Source organism: Paenibacillus sp. P3E (assembly GCF_001909045.1).
Lineage (GTDB): Bacteria > Bacillota > Bacilli > Paenibacillales > Paenibacillaceae > Paenibacillus_AQ > Paenibacillus_AQ helianthi.
This window is the reverse complement of record NZ_LVWH01000026.1, coordinates 28,599-53,657: the sequence shown is the minus strand read 5'-3', so window position 1 is coordinate 53,657 and position 25,059 is coordinate 28,599. Positions and strand designations below refer to the sequence as shown.

The 25,059-nt window shown below is 52.3% G+C and carries 22 protein-coding genes and 1 pseudogene; 2 read left to right on the top strand and 21 right to left on the bottom strand.

All coding sequences use genetic code 11. The features are described from left to right. Positions 1–25 precede the first annotated feature (25 nt). From A3842_RS04690 to A3842_RS04655, 8 genes are all read right to left on the bottom strand, one after another. Positions 26–862 carry an aldo/keto reductase gene (locus tag A3842_RS04690; RefSeq protein ID WP_074084174.1) on the bottom strand — a complete coding sequence of 279 codons (837 nt, stop codon included), beginning with the start codon at positions 860–862 and terminating at the stop codon, positions 26–28. Positions 863–1,119: 257 nt separating this feature from the next. Continuing rightward, positions 1,120–1,578 carry a cupin domain-containing protein gene (locus tag A3842_RS04685; RefSeq protein ID WP_074084173.1) on the bottom strand — a complete coding sequence of 153 codons (459 nt, stop codon included), beginning with the start codon at positions 1,576–1,578 and terminating at the stop codon, positions 1,120–1,122. A 143-nt stretch (positions 1,579–1,721) separates the two neighbouring features. Next, a complete protein-coding gene (locus A3842_RS04680) occupies positions 1,722–2,657 on the bottom strand; it encodes an SPFH domain-containing protein (protein WP_074084172.1) in 936 nt (311 codons plus the stop codon). After that, positions 2,657–3,103, bottom strand: a complete 447-nt coding sequence (locus A3842_RS04675; RefSeq protein ID WP_256701509.1) for an NfeD family protein — start codon at positions 3,101–3,103, stop codon at positions 2,657–2,659. Before A3842_RS04675 ends, A3842_RS04680 begins: the two co-directional genes overlap by 1 nt. A 253-nt stretch (positions 3,104–3,356) precedes the next feature. Then, a complete protein-coding gene (locus tag A3842_RS04670; protein ID WP_083609476.1) occupies positions 3,357–5,045 on the bottom strand; it encodes a glycosyl hydrolase family 18 protein in 1,689 nt (562 codons plus the stop codon). A 552-nt stretch (positions 5,046–5,597) separates the two neighbouring features. After that, positions 5,598–6,242 carry an XTP/dITP diphosphatase gene (locus A3842_RS04665; RefSeq protein WP_074100612.1) on the bottom strand — a complete coding sequence of 215 codons (645 nt, stop codon included), beginning with the start codon at positions 6,240–6,242 and terminating at the stop codon, positions 5,598–5,600. Between the two features lie 2 nt (positions 6,243–6,244). Next, a complete protein-coding gene (gene rph, locus A3842_RS04660) occupies positions 6,245–7,003 on the bottom strand; it encodes a ribonuclease PH (protein WP_074084168.1) in 759 nt (252 codons plus the stop codon). Positions 7,004–7,278: 275 nt separating this feature from the next. Continuing rightward, positions 7,279–8,403, bottom strand: a complete 1,125-nt coding sequence (locus tag A3842_RS04655) for a GerMN domain-containing protein (RefSeq protein WP_074100611.1) — start codon at positions 8,401–8,403, stop codon at positions 7,279–7,281. A 175-nt stretch (positions 8,404–8,578) separates the two neighbouring features. Between A3842_RS04655 and A3842_RS04650 the strand changes: the two genes are divergently transcribed. Together A3842_RS04650 and A3842_RS04645 are read left to right on the top strand one after the other, a co-directional pair. After that, positions 8,579–9,190 carry a phosphatidylglycerophosphatase A family protein gene (locus tag A3842_RS04650; protein WP_074100610.1) on the top strand — a complete coding sequence of 204 codons (612 nt, stop codon included), beginning with the start codon at positions 8,579–8,581 and terminating at the stop codon, positions 9,188–9,190. Between the two features lie 92 nt (positions 9,191–9,282). Continuing rightward, entirely contained in the window at positions 9,283–10,095 is an 813-nt protein-coding gene (locus A3842_RS04645) for a hypothetical protein (RefSeq protein ID WP_074100609.1), read from the top strand. 205 nt (positions 10,096–10,300) lie between these two features. On the opposite strand, the gene A3842_RS04640 is transcribed toward A3842_RS04645, so the two are convergent. The 13 genes and pseudogenes from A3842_RS04640 to nifD all read right to left on the bottom strand — a co-directional run bounded on the left by A3842_RS04640 (position 10,301) and on the right by nifD (position 25,022). After that, positions 10,301–11,386: an MBL fold metallo-hydrolase gene (locus tag A3842_RS04640; protein WP_244169723.1), complete on the bottom strand. Its 1,086-nt coding sequence runs from the start codon at positions 11,384–11,386 to the stop codon at positions 10,301–10,303. Then, positions 11,383–12,129 carry a class I SAM-dependent methyltransferase gene (locus tag A3842_RS04635; RefSeq protein ID WP_074084164.1) on the bottom strand — a complete coding sequence of 249 codons (747 nt, stop codon included), beginning with the start codon at positions 12,127–12,129 and terminating at the stop codon, positions 11,383–11,385. The genes A3842_RS04640 and A3842_RS04635 overlap by 4 nt, the downstream gene beginning before the upstream one ends. 230 nt (positions 12,130–12,359) lie before the next feature. Beyond that, complete coding sequence (locus tag A3842_RS04630; RefSeq protein ID WP_074100642.1) at positions 12,360–14,051, bottom strand: glycoside hydrolase family 13 protein; 1,692 nt, start codon at positions 14,049–14,051, stop codon at positions 12,360–12,362. Between the two features lie 388 nt (positions 14,052–14,439). After that, positions 14,440–15,213 (bottom strand): Cof-type HAD-IIB family hydrolase, encoded by a 774-nt coding sequence (locus A3842_RS04625; RefSeq protein ID WP_074100608.1) that lies wholly within the window; start codon positions 15,211–15,213, stop codon positions 14,440–14,442. Positions 15,214–15,464: 251 nt separating this feature from the next. Further along, positions 15,465–16,067 (bottom strand): annotated as a pseudogene (locus A3842_RS04620) (aldo/keto reductase); the annotation flags it as partial. 187 nt (positions 16,068–16,254) lie between these two features. Beyond that, complete coding sequence (locus tag A3842_RS04615) at positions 16,255–17,397, bottom strand: homocitrate synthase/isopropylmalate synthase family protein (RefSeq protein WP_074100607.1); 1,143 nt, start codon at positions 17,395–17,397, stop codon at positions 16,255–16,257. Next, positions 17,394–18,146: a HesA/MoeB/ThiF family protein gene (locus tag A3842_RS04610; protein WP_074084161.1), complete on the bottom strand. Its 753-nt coding sequence runs from the start codon at positions 18,144–18,146 to the stop codon at positions 17,394–17,396. Before A3842_RS04610 ends, A3842_RS04615 begins: the two co-directional genes overlap by 4 nt. A gap of 40 nt (positions 18,147–18,186) precedes the next feature. Next, the gene (locus tag A3842_RS04605; protein WP_074100606.1) at positions 18,187–18,753 is read right to left on the bottom strand and encodes a DUF269 domain-containing protein; all 567 of its coding nucleotides are present in this window, start codon (positions 18,751–18,753) and stop codon (positions 18,187–18,189) included. Then, a complete protein-coding gene (nifX, locus tag A3842_RS04600; RefSeq protein ID WP_074084159.1) occupies positions 18,737–19,150 on the bottom strand; it encodes a nitrogen fixation protein NifX in 414 nt (137 codons plus the stop codon). Before nifX ends, A3842_RS04605 begins: the two co-directional genes overlap by 17 nt. After that, positions 19,125–20,453 (bottom strand): nitrogenase iron-molybdenum cofactor biosynthesis protein NifN, encoded by a 1,329-nt coding sequence (nifN, locus tag A3842_RS04595; RefSeq protein ID WP_074084158.1) that lies wholly within the window; start codon positions 20,451–20,453, stop codon positions 19,125–19,127. Before nifN ends, nifX begins: the two co-directional genes overlap by 26 nt. Next, a complete protein-coding gene (gene nifE / locus A3842_RS04590) occupies positions 20,443–21,807 on the bottom strand; it encodes a nitrogenase iron-molybdenum cofactor biosynthesis protein NifE (RefSeq protein WP_074100605.1) in 1,365 nt (454 codons plus the stop codon). The genes nifN and nifE overlap by 11 nt, the downstream gene beginning before the upstream one ends. A gap of 201 nt (positions 21,808–22,008) precedes the next feature. Further along, entirely contained in the window at positions 22,009–23,568 is a 1,560-nt protein-coding gene (nifK, locus tag A3842_RS04585) for a nitrogenase molybdenum-iron protein subunit beta (RefSeq protein WP_074100604.1), read from the bottom strand. After that, a complete protein-coding gene (gene nifD / locus A3842_RS04580) occupies positions 23,565–25,022 on the bottom strand; it encodes a nitrogenase molybdenum-iron protein alpha chain (protein WP_074084155.1) in 1,458 nt (485 codons plus the stop codon). The genes nifK and nifD overlap by 4 nt, the downstream gene beginning before the upstream one ends. Positions 25,023–25,059 lie beyond the last annotated feature (37 nt).

Below are 25,059 nucleotides of genomic sequence, written 5' to 3'. Positions count from 1 at the left end.
ATTGTACCCAATGCCTTTTATGCGCTTAAAAGTTGAAATTATCCGGGTCCGGACCGAAGCGGTGATTCTGATTCAGATCTTCAATCGCTTTGACATCCTCATCGCTGAGGGTGAAATCGAAGAATCCCGCATTCTCCACGATGCGCTCGGCATGCACGGATTTGGGAATCGTGACGACACCTTGCTGCAGATCCCAACGGAGCACAATCTGCGCTACGGTCTTGTTGTATCTACCGGCTAGTTCTTTTAACAGCGGCAAATCCAGATTCCCCTGCATGAGCGGGCTCCAGGCTTCTACCTGAATATCATGAGACTTCGCATACTTCAGCAGCTCGCGCTGGGTCAGAAGCGGATGGAATTCTACCTGATCCACCGCAGGCACCACTCCCGTATCGTCGATGATATCCTGCAGATGATGCGGCTGGAAGTTGCTCACGCCAATGGATTTGACAAGCCCCTCCTTTTGCAGATGCACCAGAGCTTTCCAGGAATCGCGGTACTTACCGGCCACAGGCCAATGGATCAGGTACAGATCCACAACATCCAGGCCAAGCTTCTTGCGGCTGACCTCAAAAGCCTTCAGTGTCGACTCATACCCCTGGTCACCGTTCCACAGCTTGGTCGTAATAAACAGCTCATCCCTGTCCGCTCCACATTCACGGATGGCTTGCCCGACACCCTCTTCATTCTTGTATCCGGCAGCCGTATCGATACTTCGATAACCGGTCTCCACCGCCGACTTCACCGCCTGAATCACTTCTTCCCCGTTCTTGGTCTGCCATACTCCAAGCCCCAGCCAAGGCATGGTTGCCCCGTCATTTAACGTAGGCCCCCCGGAAAAGGGTCCGTTTGCTTCTGTCATGATTAGCCCTCCAGTCGTAATGGTATTAAGCGGAAACGGCCCGCCATCCTATCCTCGGCTAGTGTCCGTCTCAGCGAGAAATATAAGGATAATGTAAACCGCTGCATTTCAGCGTGCTTATCCCTGAACAAACTTCCTTTAACCTTATAATCGGCATAGTAATCAGCCATTATCAAAATCAGTATAGCAGTTCATGCCTTAGATACAAAAAATGGAGTGCGGCTGCAAACACAGCCACACTCCATTTACCGTTCATTTTATTTCCCGATCAGCTTGAAATCATCGAAATGGAACTCGGGAGAGACGATGCAGGAGACCAGCACCGGCTCTTCGCCGAGCGGGCGGGCGGCCTGCCATACGCCTGGCGGAATAACTACCTGCGGCTGCTGGCCGGCTGCAATGTCAAGCCCCAGAACGACCTCAGTCACATTCTCCGGCTTGTCACCGCTCCCTCCCAGACTCAGAACTATCGGGCTGCCGGAATGCCATAGCCAGATTTCAGACGAGAGCACCGTGTGCCATTCCGAGGCTTCGTCCGCATGCAGCAGAAAATAAATGGAAGAGGCCGATGCTCTTGGCCCAGAGTAGCTCTCACCCAGGGTGTCCTGCGGAATTTCAAAAGGGGCATTCCATAGTCTTTTATACCAGCCGCCTTCCACGTGAGGCTGCAGCCCCAGCGCTTCCACCAGTGGCGAAATTTCTTTTTGCGTCACCATATTCTCTCCTTAAAGTTTTGCCAAGCAAAACTGGCTTCGTAAGCACACACCTTAAGTTTTGCCCAGCAAAACTGACTTCGTAAGCATGCGCTTCGTTTTGCTTTTACTTTAACGGAATGTGACGCAATTGTAAAATATCCCTCTTACTTGCTCTCCTTGCTCGCCTTGAACACCTCAGCCATAGCGCCGAGCGTGCCCAGCGTATCCACAGCACTAGTAGGCAGGAACACCTTGTTAGCCGCTCCCTTGGAAATTTCGGTCAATGCCTCAAAAGATTGATATGCGAGCACCCGTTCATCGAGTCCAGCGCTGCTGATCAGCTGAATACGGGCCTTCTCGGCCTCGGCTACCGCTTGAATCGCTTTGGCCTGACCAAGTGCTTCCAGCTCCTGTGCCTGGCCTAAGCCCTCAGCCTGACGGATACGCGCTTCCTTATCGCCTTCTGCCTTCAGGATCTTACTCTGCTTATCACCTTCGGCACGCAGGATCATATCCTGCTTAGCGGCTTCGGCCTCCAGCACAATCGCACGTTTGCTTCGCTCCGCCTTCATCTGCTTATCCATCGCTTCCTGGATATCAAGCGGTGGCTTGATATCAATAACCTCTACGCGTTCAATCCGCACGCCCCATTTCTCCGTAGCCTCATCCAGCGCAAGGCGGATATCCGAAGAAATCTTTTCCCGGCCGGATAAGGTTTCATCCAGCTCCAGCTTACCGATGATCTGCCGCATGGTGGCTGTGGAAATGTTGCGCACCCCGTATACATAATCAGAAATGCCATAGGTTGCCTCTTCCGGGCCTACCACCTGATAGAAAATAATTGTATCGATCTGTACCTGTACATTATCCTTGGTAATCACGGTCTGCGGCGGCACATTGGCCTGTTGAATCCGCAAATCATGATACGTCCGTACCTGATCGATAATCGGAATAAGGATATTCAGCCCCGGTGTAAGCAGCCGGTGGAATTTACCGAGACGCTCTACAACTCCTACACGCTGCTGCGGTACGATTTTGATGGTCAGCGCGATAAATACGACAACAACAAAAATAATTATCCCAATAATAGCCCATTGCATTAGTACATATCCCCCCATTTTACTACTTCAATAATTGTGGAGCTTCTTCCGACTACTTTGACCACTTCATCCTTGCCCAGCGCCTCTATTGAGGTTGCGCTCCAGGTGTCTCCGCCTACCTTAACCTGACCGAATTGCCCCGGCTCAATCGGTTCTACAACGAGCCCCTGCCTGCCGACAATTTCAGTCCCTGTATCCTTGAACCCCCGCGAATTGCGGAATCTCGCTACCAGCGGCTTGGAGCAAATCGTCAGCCCCAGCGCAACGATCGAGCCTGCCAAGACCTGCAGCAATACCGCGTCAGGCAGCATAAGGGAAACAAGACAAGCTGCAAGAGCACCAATGCTTAACCAGAGCAGGTAAAACGTAAGCGTCATCATTTCAACGACAAACAGGACACCGGCTGCAATTAACCAAAATACCCAGACCACCATCGGTGAACCCACCACCTTCCGCTATATACTACTATAACGAAATAAACCGTATGACGTTGCATAAATTTTATTAGCCCGGACACAGGCATTACATATCAATATATTACAGCGCGTGGAACTTATGAGCGGCTATTTCTTTTCTTGTACAAAAATCCGTATGTATGGTTCGATCGCCAAGTGATCCGCTGGAAATTCCAACTGAACAAAAAGCTTGCAGAGTCGGCCCAGCCTTCTCTGCAAGCTTTTTGCTGTTGAAGATAAGCTGTTAATTCAACAGCCAGAGAGCAGGCGTCAAAACCGGCTCCCAGCCTGGCAGCGAGGTATGTGCCTGGCGACAGGTGTACACATTACCACCATAGCTCACTTTGTCGCCCACTTTGTAGGCGAATCCTGCTACCCAGGCGGTTACTCCTGGAGTTGCTGTTGGAGTTGGGGTAACCGTAGCAGTAGGCGTTGGCGTAGCGGTCGGTTTCACTGTAGCGGTTGGCGTTGGCGTAGCGGTTGGTGTCACTGTAGCAGTAGGCGTTGGCGTAGCGGTTGGTTTCACTGTAGGGGTTGGCGTTGGCGTAGCGGTCGGGGTTGGTGTCGGTGTCGGCACCACTCCGCCGCCCAGATCGGTACTCAGCTTGTTCTGCAATGTTTTGTTGCGGTCGCCGCTGGTCTCCCAGAACATCGCTCCTGCCAGGCCTTTGGTTTTGATATAGCTCGTTTTATAACTGAAGGATTCCACGTCATCATAGCTGATGAATGTTTGTGCAGACGGATTATAGAGATAGGGCACTTTTGAGGTGTTGTTCCAATAGCGGGTATAGCCGTTTTTGTTAATATAATTGGCTTCGAGATCGTAGAAGTCATAGCTTCCCTTTTCCCATGTGCCCGTCGACGAAATACCGGCTGACACCTGATATTGCCCGTTTCCTGTACTCGGCGCACCGCCCCAGCCGCGTCCATAGAACGGCATCCCCAGAACGAGCTTATTCGCCGGGACTCCGCTTGCGAGATAGCTTGTGACGGCTTTGTCTATATTATAGTTCGCCGGCTCAGTCAGACCTGTTGAGGCTGCCGCCGGATCGTAGTAGAGCGGAGCATTGTGCCCTGTAGTCGTATTCCAGCTGCCGTTGAAGTCATAGGTCATAATGTTGATCCAATCGACAACGGCAGCAATGCCGCTAAGGTTATTGTTCTGAATGTATGCCGGGCCTGCGCCGGAGGCAATGGTCAGCAGGTAGGTTTTACCGTCGGCAGTTCCGGCGGCATTCAGCTTTTCACGGATTTTCTGCAGCAGCAGCACGTAATTCTGCTTATCCTCCGGGCGGTAACTGTTGCCTGCAAGACCGCCGCTAACCGGATATTCCCAATCCAGATCGACACCGTCCATTTGATACTTGCGGATGAAATCGACTGCAGAATTCGCAAATACTTCACGGGTCGCCGCTGTGGCGGCAACATCGGAGAACCGGTTCGACCAAGTCCAGCCACCGACGGAGATCACCGTCTTGAGGTTCGGATTCTTCGCTTTCAGTTTCCAGAGCTGCTTCAGATTCCCTTTAATCGGATCATCCCATTTGTCATCTCCGAAACTTTTCTGGGCATCGATCCAGGGATCACCCAGCACAATCGTGCCATTCGGTACGCTGATCGGCTGGCCTTGTTCATTCTGGCAGGTCCAGGTGACCGGATTCGGTCCGGCCGGGTCGGGATTGCCGTGAATCCCGTTCCAGCAAATATCGGCAAAAGCATAGTTGATCACATTCATCTTACTGGGATCAATATCTGTAACGTTGTAAGCCCGTCCGTAGGCAGCCCACGAAGCATAATAACCGACGAGCTTGTAGCCCGCAGCCGCATTTGCAGTTTTGACATGGGTACCTATCGTTGAAAAGAGTGCAATCACAAGAGCAACAGCCATCCCAAGCGCAAAGGTTTTACGAAATCTGCTGTTTGCCAACCTCATTTTCATTTACCTCCCTAGGTTCTATGCATAGCTTGTAATCCTGTTTCACAGACAAGGCTCCTTGTGTCACCTCCAGATTGGAATGTACCTTCATCCATTGTCTCTATTAGATTCACGAGATCCGGATACTAGATGAGTACACAAAAAAAGCGCACGAAAAATGATCATCTGTGCTCTTAATCTTGTAATGCTCTCATAGCCTGCAATTTCGGTAACGTTGTCTGGTGTGCGAAGCTGGTCTTGTGCTTGAGAAGTTTGTTCTATGCGTTGTTGTCGGGCAATACCTGCCTACAAAACGATTGGGAGGGATGTTGTACATAGAATAAGAGGATTCTTAACAAAGGAAAGGATGAAGGTAATTCTTATTTTCATACAAAGCACCGGATTAAGCTAGGGAGAAATTTCCATACTTAGGGGATAATATCATCTAGTTTCCATTTATCACTGCATAAAAAAAGTCTGCCGCAGCTCTCGCGGACAGACTTTCTGAAGGGGACAGGCGAGGCATAAAAAGCTGGGATAGAGCAAGATGCCCGCCTGTTTTTTCTTTTGTTATTGGCCTTGAAGTTCCTGCTGCGCCGCAAGCTTTCCGGTTAATAACCGCAATGCCTTGCCCCGGTGGCTGATGGCCTGCTTTTCTTCCAGCGTCAGCTCGGCCATGGTTTTTTCGTACTCTGCCAGGTAAAAGAGGGGATCATAGCCGAAGCCGCCGGCCCCCGCCTGCTCGGAGGTAATCCAGCCCTCCACAGTTCCCTCAGCGGTCAATTCTTTGCCCGTAGAAGGATCGTACAGGGATAAGGCGCAGACGAAGCGGGCCGTACTAAGCAGCGGCTGTCCGGTGTCCTCGCCCTGTTTCAGCTTCTCCAGCTCGTTCAGCAGCTTCAGATTATTCTCAGGATCACTTGCACCTTCACCTGCATAACGGGCCGAGTAGACCCCCGGTCTTCCCTCCAAGGCATCCACACACAGACCGGAGTCATCTGCCAGAACAGGGAGGCCGAGGGCATCCCCGACGGCTTGGGACTTCTTCAGTGCATTCTCGGCAAAAGTCGCCCCATCCTCCACCACATCGGGCAGATCCGGGTAATCGAACATGCTTTTAACGGTTAGGCCGAGCGGAGCAAATGCATGCTGAAACTCCCGCACCTTGCCCTTATTCTTCGTCGCGACAATCAGAATACCGCCCCCGGAATCCATTGCTATACCTCTTGCCCAGGCTGGCCTGTGGGGATCTTGAGCGCGATCGCTCCGAGCACTTCCTTTTGTACGGCAATCAGTTCGTAGATCCCTTTCTCACCCAGACCCAGCAGTTGATCCAGCTCCTGACGGGTAAAAGGACGCTCTTCTCCGGTACCCTGGACTTCTACAAACGCCCCGCCTCCGGTCATGACCACGTTCATATCGACTTTCGCTTTGGAATCCTCTTCATAATTCAGATCAAGCAGAGTCTCGTCGCCGACAACCCCGACACTAATCGCTGCAAGATAGTCCGTAATTGGAAATACGCTCAGTTTATGCTGAAGCGCAATTTTGTTAATCGCAAAGGCCATAGCTACAAAAGCCCCTGTAATCGAAGCTGTCCGTGTTCCGCCATCCGCCTGAATAACATCGCAATCCAGTGTAATGCTGCGCTCGCCAAGAGCGTGCAGGTTCACTACGGAACGCAGTGCCCGCCCGATCAGACGCTGAATTTCCATCGTGCGTCCGGTCAGTTTGCCGCGTGCCGCTTCACGCTGGTTGCGCGTCTGCGTGGCACGGGGAAGCATGGAATATTCAGCGGTTACCCAGCCTTTACCCTGTCCTTTCAGGAATGGAGGAACCTTCTCGTCCACCGTGGCTGTACAAATGACCTTGGTGTCCCCCATTTCAATGATCACGGAACCTTCCGCGTATTTATTGGTTTGAGTGGTTATTGTCAGCGGCCTAAGCTGATCTGCATTGCGCCCGTTTGATCTCATCTTTTCTGCCTCCTACATCTCTAGCTCTAAGTTTGTTGTGTGGCCTCAGCGTCCGCCCTCTTACATTCTACGCAGAAAGGGATGCCGTCCCCATAAAGATCAGGACGGCATCGCCTTGAAATTTCATCTATAAGATTCGGAAAGCTAAGCACAAATACCTGCAACGCTTACGGCAAACAGCCGGTTCAGAGTTCGCTGACTCCAAGTAGCAGCGTAGCAAGCTTTATTCTACCAAAGAGCAGGCACAAAAGCATCTTTTGACCTTACTTTCGATTTTACAGCGGTAGCACATTCACATATTCCGGGGCCGATACCGGCTGCCCGTAGTCAACGTTATTGGTGCCGGTTACTGTTTTTTGCCCGTTCATGCGGATTTGCACCAGCGCATCGTCGGAGTTCTGTGCAACCGTAAGTACAACGGATTCAAGCATTTCCGCCGGTACTCCCTTGCCGTCCGCGAACATATCATCATTCAGAGAAACAGTGACCACCCCGTTCTGTCCCGCTTCCACCGAATCCAGCACCGTTTCCTGAGTCATTACCGTCTCCAGTCCTTTCTGTGTTTCCGGACCGGCAATCAGTTCATTCAGCGCTGCCTTCAGGGTATCCTGCCCTGCGGGTACAAAGCGGGTAACCGGTACATAATATTGATAACTGCCGTCCGAAGCTGCTGCTGAAAAATATACCGTGACCGCGCTGGAATTCATCAGCAGCGGTCCGTTTTTGGGGAGGTTAATTCCGAGGGTGCGGGTTAACGGGCGGTCCAGCGGCGTGCCCTGCAGCGGCATCTCCGTAAGTTTTTTCCCGTCTACCCACAACTGCACGCCCTGAATTCCGTCCTGTCCGGTCAGCGTCCAGGTGACCGCTTCAAGTATTTTGCGTTCATCTGCCGGTTCGTAATCATTAAACTTGGAGTTGAACTCAACCACGGCCAGCTTAGCCTTGTCTACGGTGATGTTCTTCACTTCCGTTCCGGCAGGCAGCACACCCTTGAAGCCCTCGGGTAGTGCAGAGGCATAGTTTCCTTTGCGGACCAGTGCGGTCAGGGAGTCCTTCAGCATAGCGGTATCGTCGCCTTCCGGCAGGCTTAGAGATACCGGGGCTAACAGGCCATTTCCATCCTCCAGGAAGACGGTTGTCCGCTCTCCGGCTGCAGCAGCAGACGAAGTATCCGTACTCACTCCAGCGGAAAGGTCAGCTCCATCCAGTGCTGCGGGCCCGAGCAAACCGGTTTTCAATGCCCCGTCACCGCTGACTTGCAGCATTTGCGCTTCGACCTCACCAGGCGGAGGATCCACTGATGCCGATTCCGATCCGAACATACTGCAGCCGGACAAGGTTAACGGAACCGCGAGCAGGCAAGCTGCGGAGAGCCCGCGGATGTGTTTCATATGCTTCATGAATGATTACCCCTTTCAACGCTTGAGATCAGTTGTACTGCTATGTATACGAGCCCTCTGCTCAAAAAATAACAACAGCTTATCCTAAATTCCCGGAATCTGGACAATTGCAGCACAGGCAGGTTACAATTTTCTAAGCTATCCAAACTAAGACACATTTACGGGGTGACTGATCATGGCTGATGCTAATGCAAAAATACCTTACAGTCTAAACAGCAAAAAGGTCGCGGAAGCAACCAGGTTCTGGCTGCATAAACGCGGAGTAACCTTGGAAGAAATCGCCGAGCTGGTAATGCTGCTGCAGAAGAAATATTATCCGAACCTTACAATGGAAGAGTGTGTCCATAACGTAGAGATGGTGCTGAGCAAACGCGAGGTACAGAACGCCGTTCTGACAGGTATCCAGCTGGATGTGCTGGCAGAAGAGGGCAAGCTGCTCTCCCCTCTGCAGGACATGATAGAAAATGATGAGAGCTTGTACGGCGTCGATGAAATTCTGGCTTTTTCCATAGTGAACGTATACGGGAGCATCGGCTTCACCAATTACGGCTATGTGGACAAGCTGAAACCAGGGGTTCTCGAACGGCTGAACGACAAAACTACCGGCCAAATCCATACCTATCTGGACGACATTGTAGGAGCGGTGGCTGCTGCCGCCAGCTCGCGTATCGCGCACCGGAAACAGGCCGAACGTGAGCAGGAGCTTGGTCATCCGCATGCGCCCGAGGATCTTGAGGAAGCCTCACGGAAGGCAGCGCCGGAGAAAGAAAAAACACAGCCGGAATAGCGGTCAACGTGTTAATTGGTATACCAACTTCGGACAGACCCCCTAGAACTGGTCTGCTCCGGATAATAGATGGTAAGGAAGGTGAGCACAGGATGACCTATCCCTTTGTGATCAGCCCCATGCTGGTACAGGATTTTGAGAGTGAAGATGAGCTCATTGAGCGCTGCAAGGAATGGAACCTATTATCCACCACAGCAACCCGGGTCAAAACCTATCTGTACAAGCGGCAAGGGCTTACTTTACCCTGTGAGATTGTAGGATATGTTGATCCTCAGACCGTTGTGATACAGTTCGAGAACAAGCAGCAGCACTGCATTCATCCTGCTTATCTAAAAGAAATGCAGACTGCCGCCTTCGGTTCAAGAGCAGGCACTGTTTCCGAAGCGGCGAAGACGGAGGAATCAGGGAATGATCCTGAAGAAGCTGTGGCGGAAGGGGGGGCAGCAGATGCTGTAGATTCAGCAGCCGGCCCGGAAGATAGCGGAGACGAAGAGGCCACACCATCAATGGCTGTTAGCTCAAGGGCTGAAGAAGCTGTAGCCATTGTAGCCGGCGAACCGCCGGAAGCTCCAAAGAAGAAGCCGGCCAAATCCCCAAAGAAGGCGGCCCTAGTTCTGCCTGAAGAGAAGCTGCAGATGACGGCTGTCGTCAAAGAGTTCACAACCGTGCCCAATCATTTCTCCGATAACGATGACGAGGTTATCATCTATGAGGGAGTGGCTGTGGAGGGCCACGACCTGGCTATCGATGAAATCTGGTCCAGCCACAGCGCAACGTTAAAAAAACTGGAATTGGCTGTTGGCGATACCGTGTCCTTTGAAGCAAAGGTCGTGGCCAAGAAGCTCACTCAGCATCCTGTGAAGTACAAAATCAACAACCCGTCCAAGATGAAAAAGGTAGAATAATCGTTACGGTTCAGTACAAATTGACTGTTCGGGCGGTCCAACAACGGCATTCCTGCCGTTGCTTCTGAGCAAACCAGCCCAGGGTGCTTCAACAACGGCATTCCTGCCGTTGTTCCTCAAAAAGGCCAGGCCGCGTATGCATGGGGTTCCCCCTGTGTCATACGTGGCCTGGCCTTTATAATGTTGCTGCTGGTTTACACGCAGCTTACTCCACTGCCGCGAACGTGGTCACTCCGCCGCTCTCCGGCCGGATGACCTCCGCCCGCTCCCGGCGCACCAGCTCGGCCAGATGGGCCAATGCCTCGCTCATGGCGAACCGCATCTGGTGTGCGTTCGACACGCGGCTGCGGAACAGCGCTTCGCATACCGCGAAGCCGCTGAGCGGGCCACCCTCAAGCAGAGCGGCAGTCGTATCCAGCCGCTCCTCATGATGGCGCAGCAGGCTGTCCGCCCGCTCCGTGAAACCCGCGAACGGTTTCCGGTGGCCCGGAAACGCCTGAGTTACCCGGAGACTACGCAGCTCGCGCAGCCCCTCCATGAAGGTCAGCAGCGGCTGCGGATCGCTGCCCGGCTGCAGGCTGACATTGGGCGAAATCTGCGGCAGCACAGCATCGCCGCACAGAACTTGCCCGCTGCCGCCATGATAAAAGGACACGTGCCCCGGTGCATGTCCACCGGTCAAGATCGGCTGCCACTTGCGGTTCCCCATGTGGAACGGCTCCATGGTATTGAGATAGGTCACCTCTGGCTGAGGGGTGACCTGGGGCAGGAAGCGTTCCAAATGCTCCCGGATTCCCTGTATCCACTCCTCAGGCATGCCGTTGCTGAGGAAAAATTGCGGCAGCGCTTCATTCAGAGTAGCCGCCTCTCCCCAGGTCAGCCGGGCTTCGGCATGGGCCCGTCCCGACATCCAGACCTTACCTCCACTGCGGGACTGCAGCCATCCTGCAAGACCGTAATGGTCCGGATGATGATGCGTGACCACAATATCCCGAATCTCACCCCATGAATAGCCCAGCTCCTTCAACACATTCTCCCAGGCAAGCTCCGCTTGGGGCGTATGCGGACCAGGGTCGATAACCGTAAGCTGTCGGTTCCGATCAGGGAGAATATAGCTGTTCACCTGACGCAGCGGCAGGTCCATCGGAACCGAGACCTGAATAATACCGCCTTCCCATGAGTTCATACCAACCTTTTGCATGCTATCGCTGCCGCCTTCCCCTGGGATCAGGTCTATCTTCCTCACGCTATCGTCACCGCCTTCCCCTGAGGTTAGTTCTGTCTTCCTCATGATCCCTTCACCGGACGTACACCCGTAAAAATCATCCGCCCGGAGCTCTCCGCCACATACTCCTCTTCCTCATAGCTGCCGTGGACCGCCTCCAGTTGAAGGCCTGCGGCTGCAATCATCTCGCGGAATTGATCCAGCGGATACAGCTTGACGCGCTCATGGTACTTACGTGAAGCCCCACAGGACTTCGAGGTCAGGATGATATCCTTCTTGACATAACCATCCTCAATCCGCCGCGACTCATCAATCAGAGTATCCCCATCCTCACGGACGGAGTGCGGAACCAGATGGCGGATGACATGAGCCGGATTCAGAAAATCCACTATGAATTTGCCGCCCGGTACAAGCATGCGGCGGATTTCCCGCAGCACCTTCACCTGCTCCTCATCCTCTTCAAAGTAGCCAAAGGAAGTAAACAAATTCACCACAGCCTCAAAGCCGCCCTCAAGCGGCAGCTGACGCATATCTGAACGTATCCAGGTCACGGCTTCGGCTCCGGCCTGTGCCCGCGCTTCACGCAGGAGCGCCTCAGACAGGTCCACACCGGTAACCTCATATCCCGCTTCCGCGAGCGCCAGAGAATGGCGTCCCATGCCGCAGCACAGATCAAGCACCCTGGCCCCCTGAGGCAGCTCCAGCCATCCGATCATCCGCTCCACCTCACGCCGCGCCCCGCCAAAATCCCGGTGTCTGTATACAGTTAAGTAATCCTCACCAAAACTCTCCTCATACCACTCACCCATGTTCCTTCTCCTCCCGCAGCAGCACCTGCACAAACCTCTCTATGTATGCTACGCGTGTATTCGAACCAAGCTCTCCCGATTCCAATGGCGATGTCCCTTATTTTTCTCAGAATAACGGGTTTGAACATATCACCTAATGTAACGCAATTGTACCGTCTTTTATAGCTAAACTCAAAAAAGAGTCGCCATTTCGCCATACTTCCCGCGTCATGGCAACTCTTTAGACCACTCTAGTTCTGTCGCTGCAGATATACTCTTGCTTCATAAGGACGAAGCTTCAGATTTCTCAGGTCTTCCTCATTAATTGGCGTGTAATTAGAGATCAGCAGCTCCAGCTTCTGTGACTGAAATTCCTCCGGCAGCTCAAACACCGGCTCCCGCTCAAAGAAATTCAGCACCACCAGCAGCCGCTGATCCTCAAGTGTGCGGGTGTACGCATAAATTTCCGGGTGCTCTCCCAGTAGCAGGGCGTATTCACCGTAGACAATGACCTGATGTTTTTTTCTCAGCTGGATCAGCTTCTTGTAATAATGATAGATCGAGTCAGGGTCTTTGACCGCACTGGCTGCATTAATCTCCCGGGAATTGGAGTTCAACCGGATCCACGGTACGCCTTCCGTAAATCCACCGTCCTCTCCATCGTTCCATTGCATCGGCGTGCGGGCGTTGTCCCGGCTTTTTTTATGAATTGCGGCCATGATATCAGCTTCGGGAACGCCATTCGTGCGCTTTTCCTCATAATAATTCAGTGTTTCTACATCCCGGTAATCATCAATCGAATCAAAGCCCGCATTGGTCATCCCGATCTCCTCACCCTGGTAGATATAAGGGGTTCCCTCCAGCATATGAATAAAGGTAGCCAGCATTTTGGCTGAGGGGATGCGGTAATACATATCGTTGCCGAACCGGGATACCGAACGCGGCTGGTCATGGTTGCACAAATAGTTGGCGTTCCAGCCACTATTATGCAGGACCGTCTGCCAATTACTGATGATCTTCTTGAGTTCCAGGAGACTCCAGGGGACCGTATCCCACTTTCCTCCGCCCGGAGCCGCGCAGTCCAGATTCATATGCTCGAATTGAAAGGTCATGTTCAGCTCGCGGCGTCCATCACCGACATAATCCAGCGCCTGCTCCGGGCCAAGCCCCGAAGTTTCGCCAACCGTCATAATATCGTAAAAGTAGAGCACCTGCTCGTTCAGATTGCGCAGCAGCGTATGCACATGCTCCAGATTGGAGAACATGTCATACGCCCGCACAGTCGTCGTACCCTTAGGATTCAAGGCGTCGGGATACCCGTCCTTCTTCACAATATGGGCGATTGCGTCAAAACGGAAGCCGTCGATTCCTTTCTTCAGCCACCACTGCACCATTTCATGCAGCTTGTCGATCACGGCGGGATTCTCCCAGTTCAGATCCGGCTGAAATTTGGAATACAGATGCAGGTAATATTCATCCGTCTTGGGGTCGAGCTCCCAGACCGAGCCGCTGAAATAAGACTCCCAGTTGTTCGGCGGACCACCGTTTTTACCTTTTCTCCAGATATAATAATCCCGTTTGGGATTATCCTTAGAGCTTCTGGATTCAATAAACCAGGGATGCTGATGGGAAGTATGGTTCAGCACCAGATCCATCATCAGCTTCATCCCGCGGGAGTGCATCTCCCGCAGCAGCCGGTCAAAATCATCCATCGTCCCGAATTCCTTCATAATGTCGCAATAATCACTAATATCATAGCCATTGTCATGGTTTGGCGATTTATAAATCGGGCAGATCCAGATGACATCCACGCCCAGATCCTGCAAATAATCCAGCTTAGACATAATTCCGCGCAAATCACCGATCCCGTCACCATTGCTGTCCATGAAGCTGATCGGATAAATCTGGTACACTACGCTTTCCTTCCACCATTTCGGGTTCACAAGGATTCCTCCGCTTCTGCGATTCCTGCTTGGATAAGAAATATGTTCCGGCATTAAGGACTTCCCGGCCTCGTGCGGACACATTAATATATCTTAACCACTCCAGAGGAAGGGAATAACAAATTTCTTATAAAACCTTCATTTCAGCATATAAAGCGGCAGCAAAAAAGACAGGAACGCCTTCGTATAGAAGTGCTCCCGTCTTCTGATTAGATTATGGTCCACTATGCTCAGCAGGATTGTGCTATTGATTCAATTTGCAGCGTGACCGCCGAGGTACTCCATTTACCTATGGGAAGCATGGACATTCGTCTCGTAGGCTGCTATTTATTTTCCGGAAAATTGGATGTTCCTACCGTCTGGGCAAGCTAAAATTTGCACCTTTCCTCTACAACAGCCCCACCATTCTCAAGCCCTCAAGAATTCCATTCTCACTGACTGGCTTGGTAACATAGCGCGCAACAGTCTTCACTTCATCTTCTGCATTGCCCATCGCGATACCATGACCCACAAAGCCCAACATCTCCAGATCATTCAGTCCATCACCAAACGCATAGATATCTTCCTTCCGGGCTCCGAGCGATTTCATCATTTGAGCGATGCCCCCCGCCTTCGAGCCATTTCCCGGCAGCACATCCATACACAAGGGATGCCAGCGTATAAAATGAAATTGCGGGTAAGTCTCTTCGTATAACAACTGATTTTCCTCGGGGCAAAAAATCAGCGCCTGATAGATTTCGTGCTGCAGAAAATACTCCGCATCATGTGTCGGAAACGCCAGCTTGAGCGACCCGATACTGGTTCTGATATACTCATGCTCCGCAACATTCACCTTCATGCCTACGGCATCAATATAAGCCACCGGATGATCATTTTTTTCGGCAAACAAGGTTAGAGCCTGCAGGGAAGAGGTATCCAGGGGGTTGCGGTAAATCACTTCTCCTTCAAAAACAACATACTGCCCGTTGAGCGACACATAAGAATGAATGTCCAGCTCTTCGCGCAAATCCTCGAACATGTATGCGGCTCTGCCTGTGGCAATCGCTACGTGGTGTCCTTGTCTTTTCAGTTCAGCAATGGCTTCCTTCGTGGAAGCGGGGATGTTTTTCTCCTCATCATAGATTGTACCGTCAATATCAAAAAAGATTGTTTTCTTAGTCATAGCTTCTCCATTCTCCTTATCCTTGCTCTCTCTGCTTAACGTTCCTGCTCAAGATTGTAGAGGCTTGTCGTATGCGATGCAAGCTATCTTTGCTCAAAAACCGTAAATTCCAGAGCGCAACCGGAGTGTAAAAAGAAAAAAACGGCCTCCTCCTCTCCTGCAGGATGGCAGCCGTTTCTCCTAGGCAAACTTTAAAATAGTTTACTCAAAACCGATCTACGGATGAGGAATTCATCAACCCTCCCCAACGTTTAGATATCAGGCTTACGGTTGCTAATCCATTTCACCATTTCAGGATCACGATGGGAGAAGAACAGGGACTGTTTCGTATCCAGCGCAGCAATCGACGCCATATCCTCTGGATCTAATGCAAAATCAAAGATATCGAAGTTTTCAATTATTCTTTCTTTACGAACAGACTTTGGAATCACAACGACTTCTCTTTGTGTCATCCAGCGTAAAACCACCTGAGCAACGGATTTATCATACTTTGCAGCGATGGATACCAGTACCTCATTCTGGAACAGGTTGTTTTTCCCTTCAGCAAAAGGCGCCCAGGATTCGATCTGAACATGATGCTCTTTCATAAAGTTTGCATTTTTAGTTTGTTGATTAAAAGGATGCGTCTCAACCTGGTTTACGGCAGGAGTCACTTCATTATGAATAATCAAATCGATCAGACGATCCTCATGAAAGTTGCTGACACCAATAGCCCGCACCTTACCTTCATGGTACAGTTCTTCCATTGCGCGCCAAGAGCCGAATATATCTCCGTAAGGCTGATGAATTAATTACAAATCCAAATAATCCAGCTGCAATCGTTCCAGTGATTTTTCAAATGCTTTTTGGGTGCGGTCATATTCAAGCGCCTGAGAGTATAAAAAACAGGCAGTGTCCGCCTCCCCCAAGGAAGACACCACTGCCTGCACTGCCCATACTCCCGACTGCGAGAATTCCTAACGTTGGACTCAGCCATTGCCGGAATCTTGCCGGTAGATAAGACAACCTCATTTTCACCGTAACCGGCAATACTCCTTATGCTTATACAGCATTCTGAGCCCGCTGTTGCTCCTCCATCAGCCACTGCACCAGCATATATTCCGGGACCGTGCCTTTATGGGACTCCGCGTAATCTCGGACACGCTCCAGCAAATGCCCTGCGGTATCCGGGGTAATCTGGAGGCCCCACTGGTCCAGCACATGGGATACGCCGCCGGTCCCGGAATGCTTGCCGAGTACAAATTGATGGCTCCGGCCCACTTCCGCGGGATCAAAGGTCTGGTAAGTAGCCCTCTCCTTCATCAGCCCGTCCACATGAATTCCCGATTCATGGGTAAAAGCCAGCTGCCCGACAATCGGTTTGGCATCGCCAACACTTCGTCCGGAAGCAGCAATCACCTTGTCGGCCAAGCCTTTCAGCAGATCAAATCGGACGTTACTCTCTCCGCCATACAGATGGTGCCAGGCCATAGCGACTTCCTCCATGGCTGCGTTGCCGGTCCGTTCTCCGATTCCGGCCACTGTGGTGCTGGCCCAGACTGCCCCTGCGGCTACGCCGCTGAGCGTATTCGCGCAGGCCAGGCCGAAATCGTTATGGCAGTGCACCTCCAGCTCGACATCTGCAGGAACCTCACCAAGCAGCGTGCTTACCCGCTCGGCGATCTGTCCCGGATGATGCGCTGAGACGGTATCCGCATAACGGAACCTGCGAATGCCCTCCTTATATAGAGAATTCACCAGCTCAACCAGAAAACCCATGTTGGCCCTGGACGAATCCTCCATTCCCACCGACACCGTCATCCCGAGCGACCGGGCGTATTCCGCTGCACCCAGCAGCTTGTTCAGTCCCTCCGCTGGCGTTAGCCCCAGCTTGCCATGCAGCTGAATCTCCGATACCGGAATAGACACATGGCTCCAGTTCACTCCGGTAGCCCGTGCCTTGTCGATATCCCCCGGTACCGAGCGATTCCAGGTCATTAGCTTCATGGGGAGATTCAATTCGGCAATTGCCGCAATATCCTCCTGCTCCCGTTTACCCATGGCAGGAATTCCCACCTCTGCCTGTTCAACTCCGCTCTCCGACAGCAACTTTGCGATTTCCAGCTTTTCCGCCCTCGTGAATGAAACTCCAGCCGCCTGTTCGCCATCCCGCAGTGTCGTGTCACATAGCTTGAGACTTTTCACGGTGTACCTCCTTCTCCGCAGCAAGCGCAATTCGGATTACGGGAAATATGGACGCTGTAACAGGCGAAGTCGAGTGAGCTGAAGCGATGCATCACGCCCGCATAAGTTGTCCCTACCCCTGTAATCCATTTTACGGCTTCCAGCGCAGCCATACAACCTGCAATTCCGGATGTCGCTCCCAAAACTGGAAATCCAAGCGGCTCCCACTGAGGCTGCACATCCGGGTATAAGCACTCGAGGCAGGGTGTAACACCAGGAATAACGGTGGTAAGCGAAATTTCAAATCCGTACATTGCAGCTTCCACCATAGGTGTGCCGGTATCTACACACAGGCGGTTCAGAGCATACCTCTCCGGAAAATCATAACGGGCGTCGATTACAATATCTGCGTCCTGTACCCAGGGTTTGGCAAGGTCATATTCAATTCTTGCATTATATCCCTCGATCTCGACATGCGGGTTCAGGCGCTTCAAATGGGTTATAGCTGTACTGATCCGTTCCATCCCCAGATGATCTGTGTCCATTAGAATCTGCCGGTTGAGATCAGGCGGGACAATTATTCCTTCATGGGCCAAAATAAGCTTGCCAACGCCCGCCGCGGCCAGATACATCGCTGCCGTTCCTCCAAGTCCGCCAATTCCGGCTACCATGACCGTCGCTTCCTTGAGCGCCTTCTGCCCGTCTTCACCCAGCAGCTTCAACTGCCGGGCATACCGTTCCAGCTCCAAACCTCCGGCAAGCTGCTTCATCCCCGATTCCCCCTGTGACTGAACATTAGATTTCTGGTCCCTAGCCTTCCAGACTCAGCAAACCGTGGAAGGCAGACATTTCATTATATTTCTCCAGAAACGCAAGGCCTTCCTCGATACATTCCACTCCATAACGAATAGTCTTCTCCTCGGAGGTGAACGGGAAAGGAGCACCGGCCCGCAGACTTTTGAGCACCAGAATCACACGCCCGGTGTACAGCAGCCCCCGCCCAAAGCCCTCTACATTAATCTCGGCAGTACTTTGCACCATGGTTCCGCTCTTCTCTTCCATGACCCCGGCGATCGCCTGGAACAGAACCGGAACCTGCTGGCGAACCTTCGGTGATACCGCACAGTTGAATTCGGATTTATCCCTGTCCTCGGCCGAAGCCAGGAACAGCTTGGTTATCTTCTCCTGCGGGGACAGCGAAGCATGACGTCCGAAGAAGTCGGCTGTATCCAAAAGATTGCACAAACGGCGGACAAAAGCATCCGCCGTTTCCTGATCCAGTTCTTTTACCGCCTTGCGGCGGCGGGGTTGCACCGACGCCTCCTCTTGGAAAGTTCCCGCCTGAAATGCCAACCCGTCATTAGCCAACGGTTCCATTCGCTTCCTCCCCTTCACCTGTGCCTTCTTCTTCTTCTGCACGCAGGACTTTGGCCAGCCACATCGGCGGCTTGCCCTGAAGCATCTCAACCAGACGTTTCACCTGCTCATCAATCGGGCTGCCGAAGGGAACCTTGACCGGCATTATCTTGCGGCGTGTCACCCGCGCCGCGGCTGAAGCGCCGATCTGCATGATGAAGATCAGCGTACAATCCTCTACCGCCGCCAGGCGGCTGTCAATTTTCCCGGCTTCATCCTGATTCAGAACGACCGGCAGCTTGCGTAGCTCAAGAAGTTCACCGCCATTTTTGGTCACATTATATACGGCGAACATAGGACTTTGCCCGAAATGGGCATTCACCCGGTTTCCATCATCTGTGGCGAATGCTACTTTCACGGCGGCCCACCTCCCTCTGCATTAACAAATTCCCTGCTTTATTACTCCATTCCATAGCCCCTCTATATCCAACAGAGACTGACATATATGCCCCCAGCTCATTCCATACCGGAAACCCTGCCGGCATAAATGCCGCTTCCATCCGCTGCGCTCCGGCAATACCATGCGAATTGCTGATCCATAGATCAGCGCCTGTGCCCAGCACTTCGGCATCGTCCAGGTCCCCTACCCATACCTCGCGCTCCATCCCTGCAATCAGCGGTGTTTCATAGGAGGCGATCAGCGCTTTCTGCTCCACACCCAGCTCCTCAAGCCACCCGGAGACCGAGTACAGGTGGTCTGGCTCCAGCGCAGCCACAACGGACATTCCGGCGAACTGGAAATGCGCGTCAAGCATGCTATCGAGCAGATTTTCCCGCTGCCAGCAATACCGCAGCGGCACCGGCTCTCCGCTGATCTGGTGCAAAAAATGCAGCAGTTCATCCGAAGCCTTAAGCCCCATCGCACTCTCGAATACCTTGTACGGCGTACCGAGCGCATTATGAAGTCTCCTTGCCGGGCGCTCCATACTGCCGCCGATCGCGATCGTCAGTCCGGACTGCAGGCTCTGCAGCATGGAATCCAGCGGCACACCGCCACGGGTCAGCGGGGAGAAGCCGGTCAGCAAATGCCCTGACAAGGAAGTTGAAATGTCCGGCAGCGCAATAACCTCGAATCCGAAGGAAGATATCATCTCCTTCAACTCCATCACATCCGCAGGTGTCAGAAATGATCCGGGCAGCAGTGTAATCTGCCGGGTATTTACGCTTCGTGAGCCCTTATGCCCTACTTGCTGGATCATCTCATCGATCATGGACTCCACGGTAGCGCTGAAGCCGGATTCAAGTGACCCGCGGAAATCCGGCAATACCACGGAAAAAGCAAGCCCCCCGCGCATATTCCGTTCCCGCTTGTAGGACTTGAGCATACTCTGATAATCCACCCCGGCCACATCGGTCAATTCCGTCCCGATGATCCCGATAATATCAGGCCGGTGCTTGCTTAACACCACATTCAGGGCCTCTTCCAGATTGCGGTTCGCGTCAAAGATCACATCCATCTCCTGCAGCGCTGAGGTCTGAACGGCAATCGGCTCCCGAAAGTGACGGGTCAGCAGCGCCTTGGGAAAAGCAGAGCAGCCCTGCGAACCGTGCATCAGCGGCATGGCGCGGTAGCAGCCCTGCAGTGCCAGCACGGCGCCGAGCGACTGGCCGATTTTGATCGGATTGACCGAAGCCGGCTTCTTCCTTCTGTTAACGGTCATAGGGAGGCACCTCCTTATCCCATGGGGCCGGACTGGCAGCCAGCTTCCAGATCGGATTGGCCAGGGAATAGGTCAGCTCCTTGGCGAGCCGCAAGAGCCCTTCGTAACCAGCGTAAGCCTTGTGTCTCTCCTGGTTGATATCAATGAACGGAATCTGTTCCTTCATGGCCACGTACATATTACGGCCGCCTGCGATCATAATATCCGCTTTGCGTTCCCGCACCGTTTTGAGGATGCGGCTGGCACCGCCCTCGGGAATATATTCGGTGTCATCCCCCACACGGTCGGCAATCCGCCGAACGTCATCTTCCGTGCTTTTGTTCGTGCCAACGCCCACCACCTGAACCCCAAGCTCCTTAAGTGCAGAAATAACGGACCAGCTTTTGACACCGCCGGTATAGAGAACCGCCTTCTTACCTTTCAGGATCTTGCGGTATGGGCGAAGATCCTGGGTAAGACGGGCCTCTTCACGTTCGGTCAGACGGTCTACCCTGCGCTCCATTTCGCGGTCATTCATCAAATAAGCCATTTGTCTTAGCGAATAGGTCGTTTCCTTGGCGCCATAGAATGAGCCCTCAAAGTATGGAATTCCGTATCTGGACTCCATTTCCCTGGCGAGTCCCAGCAAAGCCCGGCTGCAGACAACCATGTTCACCTTCGCACGGTGCGCCCAAGTAAGCTCCTTATAGCGGGCATCTCCAGTAATACGTGAGGTTACCGAAATACCTGCATTGTTCATCAGCTTCTCGATATCCCACATCTCACCGGCAATATTGTATTCACCTATTAGGTTGATACCCATGGACATCTCGGGAGCCGGTTCTCCGGTGCCGATAACATATTGCAGCAGCGCATCTCCGGCCAGCCGGTTGCCGAGATTCTTGCTGCCCACAAATCCGGGACTGTTCACAGGGATGACCGGGATGCCGAGCCGCTCGGCTGCAGTCTTACAGACAGCATCCATGTCTTCACCAATCAGAGCTGTCACACACGTTGAATATACAAATATTGCCGGAGGCGCAAAGCGCTCGGCAATATAGTCAATACTGTCCTTCAGTTTCTTTTCTCCGCCAAAAATAATATCGGAATCCGTAAGATCCGTAGCAAAACCATATTGAGACAGGGACGGGCCGCTGGACAGGGTCCCCCTACTCTCCCAGCTGTTCCCGGCACAAGCAATCGGACCATGGACAAGATGCGCAGCGTCCATAATCGGCAGCAGTGTAATTTGGGCTCCGTCGAAGGAGCAGCCTCCAGCCGCTTCACCCGGTTTGGGCCGTGGACAGGGCTTTACTTTGGGGGCCAGGCTCCCGCAAGCCCCGGAGTCAAATTCGTCTTTTCGAACAGGTTCCATCGGCTCTTCATCTCCTTCGCAAAAAGTTGCTTGCTTCACGCAAACCTTGCGCTGCTAAGACGGCCATTCTACATGATTGCCAAATTCCCGGCCTGCCCCGTCCCAGAAATTTGGCTTGAAAAAATCCTTCGCCAAAATGTAGGGACTAGAGAACGCCGGGTGAAATCATTTTACATTTATTCTGCTTCAAGTAAGAATTTCTTACCGGACCAAATCGTAGTTAAAGCCGGAGTGGTTACGGTCAAGCTCATCCAGCACGGTATTCACGATCAGGCTCAGCAGGTTCAGAGTACCCTGGTAACCGATAATGGGATAACGGTGCATATGATGACGGTCGAGAATCGGGAATCCTACCCGGATCAGCGGCACACCCGCGTCCTTAGCGGCGAATTTCAGATGCGAGCTGCCGATAGCCAGATCAACCGGATCATTCAAGAGCAGCGAACGCATATGCCAGAGATCATTGCCGATGTACAGAGTAGCCTCCGAGCCATAAGGGCTTGAATCCAGAAGAGCCTGAGCTTCGTCCTTGAATTTCACATCATTAAAATCCACATCACCGTTTGAGCAGACGATATGCACGGGTTCCATCCCCACTTCGAGGCAGAATCCAATGAGTCCGATCAACAGGTCAGGATCGCCTACGAGCGCAACCCTTTTGCCGTGCAGATAAGGGTGGCTGTCCGTCAGGGCATCCACGACTCGGCCCCGTTCTTCGGTAAGTGAAGCTGGAACCGGAAGACCCGTCAGCTCGCTGACCGCTTCCAGCAGCTTATCCGTACCGGTGATCCCCAGTGGTGTAGACATTGCAGTGATCGGCTGGTTCCAGGTTCCGCTGATAAAGTCCTGTGTCTTTTTCAGGGTGTATTTTTGAAGAGACAGCGAGCCCAGCGCATTGGCCGCCAAGGGCACATCAGCAAGCTTCGTACCGCCGTAATAATATTCATACTCGCCTGTTGCCGGAGAGTCATAGTTGCCGCTGTGGTCACCAAGGATCGTATATTGGGTGTCAAAGGCGTCAAGAATTTTGCGGATTTCCGCAAAGTTGCCGGTGTAAGGCTCAAAACCAAGCATTACATTCAGCTTCTCACCGGATTCCGTACCGCTTCCAGGGCTAGCCTTAATTCCAGAGCGTTCATACAGGTAGCTCAATATGCCTTTCAGCATGGAATCATAGCCAGTGATATGCGAGCCGACAAAGCTCGGCGTATTACAAAAGGCTACCGGAAATTCTTCCGTAATCGCGCCTTTAATGCGGGCATTGCCGATAAAAGACGAAAGGTCGTCACCGATAACTTCAGCCATACAAGTTGTACAGAGGGCTACCATCTCCGGTTTGTAAAGGGCAATACTATTCTCCAATCCGTCGATCAGATTGTTCATGCCGCCGAATACTGCTGCATCTTCGGTCATGGATGAGGAAACCGCAGGCGTAGGCTCTTTAAAGTGGCGGCTGAGGTGACTGCGGAAATACGAGTTGCAGCCCTGCGATCCATGAACGAATGGCAGTGTTTTCTCGAATCCGAGGGCAGCCATCACCGAGCCGAGCGGCTGGCAGGCTTTATGCGGATTGATCACAACCGCTTTACGGTCAAAGTTCTTTTCCATATATTCTGTAGATTTGGAGTAGGCCAGTGCTTCCGCTGTATCCTGCTCGCTGCAGGGTGCCTCAAATTGCTTTTTATTTGCCCGCTGCTGAACGTAGCGTTCCTCTGCAAATAGCGAGTTGTAGTCTGGAATATCCAGTTTTTCCTTACTCATACGCCCGCCCCCTCCTTCTGCGCTTTTTCCTTCTTGCTGATCAGATTCCATACCGGACTGTTCACGGTCATATCCATATCCTTGGCAAAAATCTTAAAGCCGTCAAACCCGTGATACGGACCGCTGTAATCCCAGGAATGCATTTGGCGGAACGGAACGCCCATCTTGTGGTACACATACTTTTCTTTGACGCCTGAGCCTACCAGATCTACATTTAATTTCTGAGCCAGCTCTTCCAGCTCATACGCAGTCGGGTCATCCATAATGATGGTTCCTTCCTTCATCATCGGGAAGGTCTTTTCATAGTCATCCTTATGGGCAAATTCATAACCGGAAGCTACGATATCCATGCCCAAATCCTCATATGCACCGATCGTATGACGGGAACGCAGTCCTCCGATCATCAGCAGAACCTTTTTGTTCTCCAGCCGCGGTTTGAATTTATGGATGATTTTATCCATTTCCGGTTGGTGTCTGGCGATCATCTTCTCGCAATTTTCCTGAATCGTCTCATCGAACCGGGCTGCGATCGCACGAAGGCTCTCATAGGTCTTAGTTGGACCAAAGAAATTGTATTCCATCCACGGAATATCGTAGGCCTTCTCCATATGCTCCACCATATAGTTCATCGAGCGGTGGCAGTGAATCAGGTTCAGCTTAGCCTTATGGGCAATTTCCAGTTCGTTCAGAGTACCGTCCCCAGACCACTGGGCAATGACGCGAAGACCCATTTCTTCCAGCAGAATCCGCGAAGCCCATGCATCGCCGCCGATATTATAATCGCCGATGATATTGACATCGTATGGGCCGGTTTCAGCCAGCTCAGCTTTGCCAAGTACGAAATCACGAATAGCATCATTGGCAATATGGTGACCCAGCGATTGGCTGACACCGCGGAATCCTTCACAGCGTACCGGAACAATCGGCATTTCCAGTTCTTTGGACATTTTTTTGGATACCGCTTCAATATCATCGCCGATCAGACCGACCGGACATTCGGATTGTACTGAAATCCCTTTGGCAAGGGGGAACATTTCTGTGATCTCACGCATAATCACTTCCAGCTTCTTATCACCGCCGAATACGATGTCCGTTTCCTGAAAATCACTGGTGATCTGCATAGCCGTAAAATTATCGATTCCCAGCGTCCCGTTGGCATAGTTGCGGCGTGTACCCCAGCTGTACTGTCCGCAGCCGATGGGACCGTGGCTGATATGAACCATATCCTTGATCGGGCCCCATACCACACCTTTGGAACCTGCATAAGAGCATCCGCGGGGCGTCATTACGCCCGGACGGGATTTAATATTAGATTTCAGGGCACAGGTGCCGCAGGATTGAGCTTCTTCGGTATTGATCTGGAAATGCTTTTCGCGGTCTTTCTTTGCTTTCTTGGGATAGGCCTCCAGAACCTCTTCTACTAATTTCTTATTCTCTTCGATATTCAGTCCCATTTATTGACCCTCCTTATCATGGTGCAGGATGCTTAAG